A 13,949-nucleotide genomic window follows, 5' to 3' on the forward strand; every position below is an offset into this window, starting at 1 on the left:
ACCGGTAGCAATTTATAACCGGAGGTCTATGGCACAGTATATGAGGTGGGGGTTTGGCTGACCCTGAAGGGCGGGAATACGCGGGAGAGCGGTTCGGCGTGCTCACCGACAGGGGCCGGCCGGTCTTCGGGATCACCGGCCGGATCTGGGAGGCGCTGATACTTCTCAGCGTCGTGATCACCCTCGCGGTCACCCTTTACTCCCTCTCTCTCGGCGTGACCACGGTGTTCGCCCAGCTCTACTATATCCCCATCGTCCTCCTCGCGTTTTATTACCGGAGAACCGGGGTGTTCCTGTCGGTGCTCCTGAGCCTCGTGTATCTCGCGCTTACGGCGCTCTTCATGCCCGGAAACATAGTGGAGATCTGGGGGGCAGGTATACGGGTATTTTTTTTCATCGTGGTCGCGGTCCTCGTCGCACTGCTCTCCGAACAACTGTCCCGGAGCAGGGACGAACTGCGGGATGTCGCCGATCTCCTGGAGAGCAGCATGATGAACGCACAGGTATGGCTCACCGTGCTCGGCGCGAACGGGACGGTCCTCCTGTGGAACAAGGCGGCGGAGCGCATCAGCGGGTACCCTGCGACAGACGTGGTCGGGAAGAACGATATCTGGAAGAAACTCTACCCGGACCCGGAGTACAGGCGGGTGATGACCTCGAATATTACCCGAATTATCGGGGAGAAGGACTTCCTTTCCAATCTGGAGGCCACCATCGTATGCAGGGACGGAGAGAAAAAGACCATCTCCTGGAATACCCGCATGCTCCCTGTTCATGGTGAAGCGAGGTTCATCGTCATCGGGGTCGATATCACCGAGCAGAAACGGGCGGAATCCATCTCTTCCGAGTATATTCTCTATCTTGAGGATCTGGAAAAAATTGAGGAGATCATCCGCAAAGAGGCAGATCCAGACCGGATGATAACGCGGGTCCTCGACCTCGCACGGGAAATCCTCGAGAGCGACCGGGCCTGGCTTCTCTACCCGGGAGACCCGGAGGCCGGCTCGTTCCGTGTCCCGATGATCCGGTCCCGGGAAGAGTGGGCATTAGACTTCTCTCCCGACGCGGAGATCGCGGTCACCCCCGATGTTGCGGACGCGTTCAGGGACGCGCTTAGGACCGAGGGCCCGGTGATATTCGACCCCACGAGCGCCCGGGCAGTTCCTCTCGGAGACCGGTTCTCCATCAGGTCCCAGATCATCATGGCGCTCCATCCCCGGAGAGGGAAGGCATGGATCTTCGGGCTGCATCACTGTACCCACCCCCATGCCTGGACCAACAAGGAACAGCGTTTGTTCACCGAGATCGGCAGAAGGCTCGCCGACGGGCTCTCTTCCATGCTCCTTCTTTCGGAACTGCGGGAGAGCGAGAAGAAGTATCGTACCGTCTTTGAGACGACCGGTACCGCGATGGTGGTGCTTGAGGGCGACACCACTATCAGCCTGGCGAACAGCGAGTTCGTCCGATTGAGCGGGTTTCCCCGCGAGGCGCTGGAGGGAAAGAAACACTGGACCGAGTTTGTCCTGCCCGAAGATCTGGACAGGATGAAAAACCAGCATATGCTCCGCAGGGAGAACCCGGAACAGGCCCTCAGGCAGTATGAATTCCGGTTTTTAAGGGGGAACGGTGAGGTCAGGGATATTCTCCTCACTGTCGACATCATCCCGGGCACGAGGAAGAGCGTCGCGTCGCTCCTCGATATTACCGCGAGAAAAGAGGAGGAGAGGGCGCTTAAACAGGCCTACGACGACATCAGCGAACTCGACTTCATCGTCCGGAACAGCCCTGCAGTCGCCTTCCTGTGGAGGGCGGTCGAAGGATGGCCGGTGGAGTACGTATCCGCCAATATAGAATATTTCGGATACTCACCCGATGACTTTACTTCCGGCCGGATCCCCTATTCGACCATTATTCTTCCCGAAGACCTCTCCCGGGTGACCTCTGAGATCGGCCGGTACAGCGCCGAACCAGGACGAACCCATTTCACCCAGGAATACCGGATCCTTACCTCCGGAAGGGAGATCAGGTGGGTGGAGGACTGGACCTGGATACGGAGGGACGACAAGGGGACGATCACTCATTACCAGGGAATAATTTCCGATATCACCACCCGGAAAGAAGCCGAAGCGGCATTAAAAACGAGCGAAGAAAACTACCGCGACCTGGTGGAGAACATCAACGATATCATCATCTCGCTCGACACCCGGGGAGTCGTCACCTACATCAGCCCGGTGGTGAAGCAGGTGACCGGGTATACACCCGAAGAGATCGTCGGGCACCCGTATGTCGAGTTCGTGTATCCCGGAGATATTCCGGCGATAAACGAGGCGTTCCGGGAGACTCTGGCAGGCCACTCAATGCACGTCGAGTTCCGGCTTGTCAGGCCGGACGGTTCCCTGATCTGGTTTCGGACCAGGAGCCGGATCATCGCCGGTCCCGACGGAACCCCCCAGGGACTCTATGGAGTAGTCTCTGACATAAGTGAGCAGAAGGAGGCAGAAGAAGCGCGAAAGGCGACAGAAGAGCGCTACCATAACGTCCTCGACACCATGATGGAAGGGTGCCAGATCATCGACTTCGACTGGCGCTACCGGTACGTGAACGAAGCGGTCGCCCTGCAGGGCAGGCGGACTCGGGAGGAACTGCTCGGTGAGCGGATGATGGATGCGTATCCGGGGATAGAGCATACCGAACTGTTCGAGGTTCTGAACCACTGCATGAAAGACCGGGTCCAGACGCGGATCGTCAATAAGTTCGTGTATCCCGGCGGGGGGTCGGGCTGGTTCGAACTGAGTATCCAGCCCGTCCCGGAAGGAATTTTCATCCTTTCCATGGACGTCACGGACCGGAAGAACGCCGAGGATATGCTCGCCGAGAGCGAAAAACGGTTCCGCACCCTCTACGAGACGATGACGGAAGGGGTGATCTACCAGGACCGTTACGGAAAGGTCCTTTTCGCCAACCCGGCGGCCGAACGAATCCTCGGGCTTTCCATCGACCAGATGCAGGGCAGGAAACCCATGGACCCGCGGTGGCAGGCGGTACGCGAGGACGGGGCCGTCTTCCCCCTGGAGGAGCAGCCGGCGATGCGTACCCTCCGTTCCGGAGAACCCTCGAAGGAGATGCTGGGGATATTCAACCCTGAACGCGGGCAGTTCAACTGGCTGATGGTCAATTCCGTCCCGCTGATAGAACCCGGAGAGGAACGACCGTCCGGGGTTTACACCACCTTCGAGGATATCACGGCGCAGCAGAACGCCCGGGAGAGCCTTGCCCACCTGAACCGCGTGCTCATGACCATCCGCTCGGTCAACCGGCTGATCACGGAGGCATCGGACCGCGATACGCTGATGGACAGGGTAGCGGTGTCACTCGTCCAGGAACGGGGGTATTCCCAGGTATGGATCCTGATCCAGGACCCGACCGGCCGGCCCCTCCACCTGAGCAGTGCAGGTATGGAGGAATGCGAGCAGGAGTTCCGGCGTTGGATCGCCGAAGGCCGGTTCCCCGCATGTGTCGGGGAGGCACGGGACCATTCCGGGGTAGTCCACGTCCTCGAAAACACCCCGGAATGTAACGGGTGCCCGCTCCGGGGGCTGGGGAAGGACATACTGGTAAGCGGGCTCCGGGCGGAAGGAGTGATATACGGGGTGATCTCGGCGGTGCTCCCCGGTGGGCTCTCGATCGATCCCGAAGAGGAGGAGATATTCTCGGAGGTGGCCCATGATCTCGGATTCGCCCTTCACCACCTGGAGGTCTGGGAACGGGAGAGGGCGGCGGTGGCCGCACTCGCCCAGAGCGAGGAAAACTACCGGAACCTGGTGGAGAACATCGCGGAGGTGATCTATACCGTGGACACCACCGGACTCATCACCTATTTCAGCCCGGCGATACGGGAGATGCTCGGGTACCTTCCGGAAGAGGTGATCGGCCGGCCGTTCATGGACTACGTCGTGCCGGAAGACCGGGAGGCGCTCGCAAAGGTGTACCAGGAAAGCCTTAAAGGACGGAATGTCCGTGTGGAATTCCGGGGTTACGATCGGCAGGGGGGTATTCACGTCCTTTCCGCGATGAGCAACGCCGTCTATGAGGACGGGGGGACCACGGTAACCGGGCTGACCGGGATCCTCACGGACGTGACCGAGCAGAAGAGGATTGAAACCGAACGCGAGTTACAGAATGCGAGGGTCCGTGCCCTGCTGGAGATCCACGCCCTCGCGGAAGCCCCGGAGGACGATATACGGAATAGTGCCCTGGAAGGGGGAATCAGGATCACCGGGAGCAGGTTCGGATTCCTCGGTCTGGTCAGCGAGGACGAGTCCGTGCTCTCCATTCACGCCTGGTCGAAGGGGACCATGCCCAAATGTGCCGTATCACGGGTGCCGCTCCACTATCCTGTCGCAACGGCCGGGATATGGGCCGAATGCATCCGGAGCAGGAGGGCGATCGTGGTGAACGACTATCCCGCCTACGAGGGAAAAAAAGGATATCCCGAGGGCCATGTGCCCATACTCCGCTTCATGGCGGTGCCGGTATTCGAAGGGAATCGCATAAGGACGGTGGTCGCGGTCGCGAACAAGGAGGGGCCGTACACCGAAGAGGACGTGGGGGCGCTCACCACGCTCGGGAACACGTTCTGGGAACTGATCCAGCGGAGGAGTGCCGAACAGGACCTCCGCACCCGCCAGCACCAGCTCGTGGAGGCCCAGTCGCTCGCCCACGTGGGGAGCCTCGAGTATAACATCCCTGAGGGTACCCTGGTGTGGTCGGACGAGCTCTCGAAGATCGTGGGGATCACGCCCGAACAGGTGCCGGCAAGCCCCGAGGAGTTCATCAGGTTTATCGTCCCCGAGGACCGGGAGAGGGTACGGGCGGCAATGGAGGAGGTAATCCGTGACGGTGGGGAGCGGGACCTTGAACACGGGATCATCCGTCAGGATGGCTCCATAAAAATTGTGCACTTCCGTATCAGGACGATCACGGACGGGCAGGGTAACCCGGTGAGGGTGATCGGCACCAGCCAGGATATCACCGAGCAGAAGGAGGCCGAGGAGCGGATCGCGTCCGCCATCGCCCAGATCGCGAGGAACCTGGAACAGATGGCAATTCTGAACGACTCCATCAGGAACCCGCTCTCGGTGATCGTGGGACTCGCCGATATGGGCGGGGGCCGGACGAACGAAAAGATCATCCGGGCGGCGAAAGAGATCGACGATATCATCACCGAACTGGACCGGGGCTGGATAGAATCCGACAAGGTCAGACGGTTTCTCCAGCTCCACCACCACCTGTATGGTGAAGCGGAGCGGGAAGAGCAGGAGAAGCAGTAAAACAGGGACGGGACCCGGATTTCTATTCCCGCGATCTCAACAGGTATAATTCCGCCCGAAGTCTGGATCGACGGCGGGTGAGCCGGCAGTGCTGTTGAGGGATATTCCGGATATGAGAGTCGAATCCGCCCGGAAGGCACGAATCAATCACGTTTACGGATCAGACCCGAGCGGTTCTGAAAACCCAGGAATTTTGCCGGATATTTCCCCTGGCTGAAGCCTGGGAACACAGGGCCACTTTTATCTCCCTGTCACTTGTATACGCCGGGGATCCAAACCCCGAAACAAAATGCCGTTTTCCACCCCGCAATTGTCAAGCCATATTCGCTGCACTGCTGCTTCCGGAAACAGATAGTTTTATGAGGCTTCAGCATCCGGATCTTATTATACAGGTGGCAAAATGGAAAAAACCAGATGCGGATACCTCCTTCCGGCAATCGCCCTGTTGATCTGCATGGCGATCCTGACTGCCGGTGCAGGAGCGGAGATCCTGGAAGATGAGGGCAACGAATCGGCGACCTATACGATCACGGCTACTGCAGGACCGGACGGTTCGATCGACCCTGCCGGGAGTATTGCTGTCGCCGCAGGCGAAAACCAGAGTTTCATCGCCACTCCCGATCCCGGGAATGTCAACTGCTGGGGTGCAGGGACCCGGTACGTGGTATGGAACTTTACGGTAGACGGGCAGCCGTACAGTTTCGGGGAGCCCTCGCTCCAGCCGGTGACTTATACCTTCACTGATGTTTCGGAGAACCACACCATCCAGGCGAACTTCGCGAAAATGTTCATCACCGCCCGTCCTACCCTGCAGTTCGATGCCGAGCCGCAGTCGGGGTTCATCCCTCTCGAGGTGAATTTCACGCAGACGGACGTGAGCACCCATGACTCGGTCCTCTGGGATTTCGGTGACAATACGACCTCCACGGATGAGAATCCGGCGCATACCTACGAACTGGAGGGGAGTTACAATGTATCGCTCACCATATTTTGCGGTAACGACTCATATTCCTCAACAAAGGATGATTTCATCACAGCATGGGCCCCAATTGTAATCGGTGGCGACAAGGGGTATTACCTCGTCCACTGTAATGTCGACGGGGCACGAGTATATTTCGGGGATTCCTATGTGGGAAGCATCGAGAACGGGACCCTCCTGGTCCAGGTCTGCCTGACCTGCACCCCGTTCTTCGATTATACGGTTGAAAAGCCGGGGTACGAGCCGTTCACCGCTGCGATCACGGACCGGCCCGCCAAGGACGAGACCGTGGACCTCTATGCGGAGCTGGTCCCGGTCGAGACCTTCGAGGTCCCGCTCGGGAACGGATGGAACCTTCTCTCCACCCCCTTCGAGACCCAGTGGGAGGAGTCCACCCTGGAAACAATCCTGGACATCAGGGGACAGCCCCAGATCAGGTCGGTGCTCGGGTGGAACGGGTACTGGTACATCCCTTCGGGGTCTGACACCCTCTCCCCGCTCGACGCCCTCTACGTGAATGTGGACGGTTCGGCCACTGCGTATCTCTCGCCGTCCACAGGAGTGACCTCCCCGCCCTCCCGGGTGCTCAACGAAGGGCCAAACCTCATCGGGTCGTCGCCGTTCTACGAGAACGGGACGTTCCCGGCGATACCGCTAAACCAGGCCCTGATAAGCATCAACGAGACCTCCGGGGGAGGGACCGGTTACATCATCGTGATCAGCCCGGGGAACAACCAGCCGGGATGGGGGTATGCCCGGGGGATGACCATTCCCGATATCCTGCCGTTCAAGGGGTACTGGGTCGTAATGGAAAACTCCGACACCCTCTACGGGTTCTGTACAACCCCGCTCGGGGGCTGAACTAATTTCCGCCACCTCATTTTTCGACCGGCCGGTACGAAGGTCCTGTGAATCCGGGAGACATTCGGGTATTGACCGATGAACCCGACCCCAAATCCTCACCCCTTGGGACCGGCCCATAACAGCCTGTTTTTGCTCCTTCCGTCCGGTACGCACGAACCGGGTCGGTAAAAAATGCCGGTGTGGCACGCACGGGCGCATCTTCCCGGGAATTTCTTCTCGCAGAAAGGGTTCCCCTGTACAGTTCCCGATCTGCCTGTCATTGTACCGATCGGAGGCGCTTCCTGAAAATGTCAGGCTGGATCTCCATGGCCGTGCGAACCTGAATCCCGGGAGATCACGAGAAAACAGATATGATAACCGGTAAAAAAGTGGTTAGTAATGATGGATCCTGAACACTTTCGCGAAGTTCCAGTCATCATCACTTTTTGCGATTGCCAGATAGTCTTTCCGGCAACAGCCATCCCTGCTGTCCGAATCGATCCCTAAGGCATTCCCGGCTTCGGCATAGATACCGAAATCGTCCAGGGTGCTGTGACGGCACGACGGGTCGATCACGAGACCTGCCTCCGTATCGGTATCGTAATTGTCATTCTCCAGTTCTGCCCAGGATTTCGCCTCCAGCGAACCGGTGGGGATCCATCCGCCGCAGTGGGGTCCGTTGGTGAAGTTTGCCAGCACCTGTGAATAAATCACTCCGGTGGAATCGGCAGAGAACGACTCTACGGTCCCGGAGGTCCCTTTCAGGTCCACGCACTGTTCTGCTTCGAGCTCGCTGCCCGAGAAGCCGTTCACTCCCAGTGTTCCTTTTAAGGACCCTTCAATAGTCTTCGCTTTTGCATGCTGGTCGAACTTCAGGGTCCCGTTGAAGACCTCGGTAGAGACCAGGGAAATGCAGCCGTCCTCATCCATGGCGGTCGCCTCAACGGCGGCCCAGTCTGCGGAGTCGCATCTGCCACCGATCATACCTTCCTGGTTTGCATACGCGACCGAACCGGAAGACGAGGTGGAAGTCCCGAGTTGACCGGTTTCAAGGACGCCGCCCCACGACTTTGTGCCGGCATACTGGTCCAGCCATCTGATGGTGCCGCTTGCGTATGCTTCCACCTCGGCCCAGTCACCGTTCGCCGACTCAGATGCGGTCTCGGCCTGGATCAGGTCTGCCTCGGAGTGACAGATCTCCTGGGATGAGTACACCCCGGAGTCTTTCCCGTAGAACCCGACCTCCTGTTCGGTGTTCACTACGCCGTTGTACACGTTCACGTAGGTATCCGCATGGTTCCCCTGGGCATCATCGAGGGTGCATGACGCAAATCCCTGGCCGTTCTCGGCATCGATGGTATACTGCTGGGAAAGCACGGGTGAACCCGAGGACCCGAGGCTATTCTGCGGGGAGTTTACAGGACCATCGGCGGAAAATGTCCCGCCGACAACCCCGACGATGGAGAGTCCGACCTCGCCGTTCTCTCCCATGTAGAGGGTCCCGGCCCATTCACCGTTCTGGTTGCTCCCGTAACAGTCATAGGTCTGCGCAGAAACCACTCCTGCGAGAAGGAGCATCAGGGTAAGAACGAGTCCCGCGACACACTTCTTCATACTCGCCTCACTCCCGACTGGTAGGACATCGCCTTCTGGAACAGGGTGATCTCGCCGGATGCCGTGGACATTTCACTGTACACCACATCTTCCCCTTTCCCGACGCTGTAGAGGTCAACGGAGTAATCCTCGTCCAGTACGTGGATCGGGATCGTCATTACATACGCGGTCCTCCCTTCCTGGAGGTGCGTATCGATGAACGCAGAGGCTGAACCCATCGCCGGGATGTCACCGAACCCGGTTACCTTGATGTCATAGTCTGCTGCGACCGGAACATCGGAACTCGCGGCGATATGACGTTCGGAACTGTCGGTCACCAGGGACATCAGGGTCATGTCCACGTCGCTCCCCATCTCTACGATGTTGCAGTACTCCGGGGTCAGGTCGATCTGATCTGCGGCGAAGGGACAGATGAACTGCGATTCCGCCAGGCCGAACTCACCTGCTCCGTCTACAACAAGGCTCTCCGAGGAGACGGCCCGCCCTGTGTCAAACCCAACGAACTCAACGATCTTTGAGGTCTGAAGGTTCCTGTTGTCTACAACCTGGTTTGAGGTATCCAGTCCGGTGTTCTTTGTATATGAAACCAGTCCCTGGTCCGCGACCGTGCTCTCGGAATATGCGACGGCATACTGTACTTCACCCAGCACGTTCCCGTCACCGAACAGGGGATCGAGGATGGGTATGTGCACAACTCCGACGTACGGGCCGAAATTCAGGGCATCGACCTGAAGCGGCGCACCGTCCAGGGCGATGTTCGAAATCTGCAAGGTATATATGTCGTTTTCGGTCGCTGTTCCCGCGACCGCGATTGCAGTACCGGTTACAAACCCCTGAGTTTCGGGTGTTGCCGGCACGGGAGTGTCAGCGCATACCGCTGCAATCCCGAAGATTAGAACGATAGTTATCACTACTAAGTTAAGGGATCTTCTCAAAGGATTTCTCCCCCTCCTGCCGAGTCTTCGGCCATCAGATTCCGCCTTTTTTGTATATAACTTTTCCGAAAAAAAACGATTTTATCATCTTTATATACTAATTGAGAGCGGAAAACATTGTATTTCCAGTGGAAAAATTTGCACTGGAAATACCCTGAAAATAGGGAAGGTTATTGCACTCGAATTTCTGCAAAGAGCTCCGCCGGGTGAAGTTGAGTTAACTACTTTTGAACAAGGTATCTGGGGCAGGGGTTAAGTGTGGCATGCAAAGGCGGATAAAACTTGAAATGAGGGCGAATAAAAGAATTAACAGGCTTCCGGGGTGAAATATGGCGTGGAAAAGTAGATTATTCATCACCGTAGGAGCGTTATCGCCCTTGGGAGCGGGATCCCCGGAACCCAGGTGCATAGGTCATGATCGGGCCGGGGGCGGTTTCCCCATTTCGACCCCGGGGCATTCAGGAGCGAGCCGCCTCCGGAAGAGGTACCTTCCGGATAACCTTCACCGCATGGTGCAATGGGGAATATCCTGATGATAAGGGTCATCGTTTTGCGGGTAGGGATGTGTGGACCGCCCTACCGGATATTCAGTACTGAACCCGGAAAAAAACCCAATCTTTATCCACGCATTCATTGGATGTAATCATCAATGAATTTCTCCTGTAGCGGGATGATATTTGGTGGAAGGAGGGATTGAAAAGATGCAGGAAACAGAAGTATGTTCGGGCCCGGCCATAAAAGAAGGGGATGAAGACAAGCACCCGGAGGGAACCGGATCAAAATTATGGCACATTATTCTCATCGCTCTCATCGCCATCGCCTTTACCGCTGCGTTCCTGACCCTCTACGGCGCATTGAACAACCTCATCTGGTTTGATAACGATTTTGTCGCCGCGAACCGGTGGACCATTCCTGTGGGAGTTATGATATTCTCGCTCGCAGTCGGGCTCTGCCAGAAATATCTCCATGCCCCCAACGAAATCAACGGCAGTTTCGTGGAATCTCTCAAGGGGGAGGGTGCGGAGATCAACTACCGGACCTTTCCCGGGGCGTTCCTTTCCTCGATCTTCTCGCTCCTTTCAGGGGCCAGCATCGGCCCGGAGGGGACTATCGCGGTCCTCGTCGGTGATATTGCGAGCTTCACCAGGCAGAAGCTGAAATTCGCGGTTCATTCGGCAGGGGATGCACTCGGTTTCGACGTCGCGGCCATGGCGTCCGCATTCAACGGCATTATAGGAAGCGTCCTGTTCACCGGTATCTTCGCGACCGAGTTCCAGGTGGGTGGGAAAAAGAACGCGCTGCGTTTTCTCACCTGGAACCTGCTCGCGGGCGCCATCGGGTACATGTTTTACGCCGCCATCGGGCTTCCCGCATTCGCCCAGGCGATCCCGTTTTCACCCATTGGAGATCTTCACCTGGTCTATATCCTCGATGCGTTCCTTCTCGGAGTGCTCGGGGCCCTGATTGCCATCTTTATGGGGATTTCCATGAAGGGTGCCGGCAAGTTATTCGACCGGGTTTTCGGGGAAAAAATTATGCTCAGGATCCTGGGAGCGGGAGCGATCATCGCCGTGGTATGCTACATCTTCCCGGAGGTAATGTTCTCCGGGGAGATCCAGGTCCGTACCCTGATCGATAACCCGGCGCTGTTCGGGGTTGCGATGCTGCTTCTCTTTGCGCTGCTGAAGATCCTGCTCCTCGCGGTCTCGTTCAAGGGCGGGTATCTTGGCGGACCAATCTTCCCGATCCTTTTCTCCTCCACGATGATCGGGCTTGCCCTATCCCTCGTGTTCCCCGGAGTCCCGGTCTCTATCCTGGTCCTGTGCATCGAAGTGGCCGCCATTACCCTTGCCCTGGGGGCGCCGCTCACGGCGATCCTCCTGGTCGCGGTCGTAGGGGCCGCCGATCCTCATACGGTTGCCTTGCTTGCCCTTTCTGCGGTAACTGCGATGATCCTCATGCAGGCACTCACGCGGTTCCGGGAGAAACGGGGTGCCGGAGGCGAGGAGGCACCGGGGGAATGAGCGGGCAGGGCGCAATATTTTTCCCGATCCCAAGGTTCTCGCGATGACGTTTATGTATTTTTGAAGTGGTTTTTCAGGCGGATCCGAGCCCGTCGGGTCGACAGGGCACATATGGTGGGGTCGGGCCGGGTCCTGCCGGGAAGCGGCATGAGGCGATTCCTGTGCAGGATCGGCAGAACCCGGCTGCCGGGCGCAGAAACGTGAATAAAGACTATTTCATGACTTTTTTGAAAATCCTGCATGTTATGACATACCGGAGGCTGACGCTTTCGCCATCTGCGGCAGTCCCGGCGCGATATCGTCGAACCGCTTTCGCACCCGGATTGTAATAGCAGTAGTTGAGCTTCCGGATTTTTACGGAAACGTCAAAAAAAGGATTATTTTCTCATCATGAACGAGCCTATGATGGCCACGATTCCGCCGAGGATGGCGAATCCACCCATAATGTAGGGGAGGAGAATCGCGGTGACCAGCGTGTTTCCGAGGATGATGATACCCAGGATGATCCCGATGATACCGAGGATCACCGCTCCCCAGTCCTTGGTCGCAAAGCCCCGGAAGAGGTAGACGAATCCCATAAACAGGCCCCAGACCCCAATCACGATGGCAAGCAGCGGGAGGATGAGAATCGTGCTGTAGTACGGATAGGTCAGTATGATCAGCCCGGCGATGATACCGAGAATTCCGAGCACCACTTTCCACGCGACATCCTGTTTCGTCATCGCCGCGCTGATAATTCCGAAAATACCGCTCACGAACCAGTACGCGCCGAGGAATATCAACAGCACGAACAACGTCTGGAGCGGATACGCGATGAGATATCCTCCGATAATCAGGAGGATGATTCCCTGGATAAGGACGAGCCACCAGGGAATGAACTGCATCATACGGGCGCCTTCGGCACCCACGGTTTCTTCCATTAACACAACCTCGTTACCTTTTGCGGTATAGTCAATAATCAGGCTTCAACATATTAACCTTTCGCAAAAATCAGGGGATACTCTCCCGCTAATAAGAATCGGAGTTCTATCATCACTTTTTTTAACGTGGGGCCGGCATGAAGGACTCATCAAGGCCGCCGCCCGGATTCCCGGTCAAAAAAGACTGTTCGCTCCCATAGTTCCCTTCAGGGGGCGTTTTTCATTTTCAACCGCGTGATTCGCGGTGTGCCACACGAAGAGATTCTCGCAGTCATTCCCTGCCCGGGAATGAGACCCAGGCCCTGTGAGCAGGATCCATCCGATGCCCGGCGAATGTCCCGGGATGTCCGGGGTCGTTTCAATCCGGATCGCGGTGTATATAGGGGTACAAGCCCCTATTCCTTGACCGGTGATTATTTTGGGAGAACCGACCGCTGCAGCAAGGGGAGAGGTGGTGGAAAAGGTCCTCGGCCCTGTCCACACCGCAGTCCAGTACGCCCTCGTGGCATTCCTGTCATACGTTGCCGCTTCTAACGTGACCATAGCCATGGAGGGTACGGCCGATCTTGCCCTTATCGGGTCGCTCTGGGCAATGATATCCGGGATCGTGGTCATGCAGGAGACCCGGAAGACCACGCTCGACAGTGCCTGGCTCCGTATCCTCGGGTCACTGGCAGGAGCGATAATCAGCGCGATATATCTTGTATTTCTCCCTTTCAGCCCGTTGGGGATGGCGATCCTGATCGGAGTGACCGTACTCATCTGCCAGGGCATCGGAATTCCCGGTCACGCCCGCCTCGCCGCACTGACCGTGGGGGTAGTGATGGTGGTATCGGGCATGAACCCTGAGATCAGCCCTCTTGTGAACGCCGCCACGCGGTTCATCGAGGTGATCATCGGGAGTGTCGTTGCGGTGGCAGTGGTCTGGATATGGCCGTACGTGACCCGGCCGACCGGCTCTTCGGGGGCAGGACGGCAGTCGTAACAGAGTGTATGCGATGGCATAGGACCGCATTCCGGTCATTCGCGAATATCTGGTGAGAATGTTTTGTTGAATTCCCGAGCGTTCGCAGTCAAGGCAGACTCACGGTGAATTTTTTTGAAATACCCTGCCAGTTTTTTTTAAAAAAAGTCAAATTATTTTACACGGGATGACACTCCCCAAGAACGTCAATAAGCAGGAATGTCAAACAAAAACGGGAAAAATTAAAAAAACGGCCCGCATCTGCATTTTTTATTTGACAGCCCGGGACCGCTCCCGGATGAAAAGAAAAGCTTGATACCGTCATATTCAAGAGTACGAC

Annotated in this window: 8 protein-coding genes; 5 read left to right on the top strand and 3 right to left on the bottom strand. The window is 57.2% G+C overall.

The window, feature by feature from the left end; translation table 11 throughout:
* The first annotated feature begins 53 nt into the window (after positions 1-53).
* Together J2741_RS07765 and J2741_RS13035 are read left to right on the top strand one after the other, a co-directional pair.
* Positions 54-5,330, top strand: a complete 5,277-nt coding sequence (locus J2741_RS07765) for a PAS domain S-box protein (protein WP_209674550.1) — start codon at positions 54-56, stop codon at positions 5,328-5,330.
* A 400-nt stretch (positions 5,331-5,730) separates the two neighbouring features.
* Entirely contained in the window at positions 5,731-7,170 is a 1,440-nt protein-coding gene (locus J2741_RS13035) for a PKD domain-containing protein (protein WP_209674552.1), read from the top strand.
* 375 nt (positions 7,171-7,545) lie between these two features.
* Here J2741_RS13035 and J2741_RS07775 read toward each other — a convergent pair whose 3' ends face one another.
* A complete protein-coding gene (locus J2741_RS07775; protein WP_209674554.1) occupies positions 7,546-8,766 on the bottom strand; it encodes a hypothetical protein in 1,221 nt (406 codons plus the stop codon).
* Positions 8,763-9,536 (bottom strand): hypothetical protein, encoded by a 774-nt coding sequence (locus tag J2741_RS07780; protein ID WP_209674556.1) that lies wholly within the window; start codon positions 9,534-9,536, stop codon positions 8,763-8,765. The genes J2741_RS07775 and J2741_RS07780 overlap by 4 nt, the downstream gene beginning before the upstream one ends.
* A 91-nt stretch (positions 9,537-9,627) precedes the next feature.
* Here J2741_RS07780 and J2741_RS07785 point away from each other — a divergent pair, with 91 nt between their 5' ends.
* Positions 9,628-9,957, top strand: a complete 330-nt coding sequence (locus J2741_RS07785; protein ID WP_209674558.1) for a hypothetical protein — start codon at positions 9,628-9,630, stop codon at positions 9,955-9,957.
* Positions 9,958-10,402: 445 nt separating this feature from the next.
* On the top strand, positions 10,403-11,725 hold the full coding sequence (locus tag J2741_RS07790) for a chloride channel protein (RefSeq protein ID WP_209674560.1): 1,323 nt from the start codon (positions 10,403-10,405) through the stop codon (positions 11,723-11,725).
* 377 nt (positions 11,726-12,102) lie between these two features.
* Here the strand turns inward: J2741_RS07790 and J2741_RS07795 are convergent, their stop codons facing one another.
* Positions 12,103-12,645: a DUF308 domain-containing protein gene (locus J2741_RS07795; protein ID WP_209674562.1), complete on the bottom strand. Its 543-nt coding sequence runs from the start codon at positions 12,643-12,645 to the stop codon at positions 12,103-12,105.
* A gap of 418 nt (positions 12,646-13,063) precedes the next feature.
* Here J2741_RS07795 and J2741_RS07800 point away from each other — a divergent pair, with 418 nt between their 5' ends.
* Positions 13,064-13,630: an FUSC family protein gene (locus J2741_RS07800; RefSeq protein WP_245249453.1), complete on the top strand. Its 567-nt coding sequence runs from the start codon at positions 13,064-13,066 to the stop codon at positions 13,628-13,630.
* Positions 13,631-13,949 lie beyond the last annotated feature (319 nt).

It is taken from the genome of Methanolinea mesophila, assembly GCF_017873855.1.
In the GTDB taxonomy this organism is placed as follows: domain Archaea; phylum Halobacteriota; class Methanomicrobia; order Methanomicrobiales; family Methanospirillaceae; genus Methanolinea_B; species Methanolinea_B mesophila.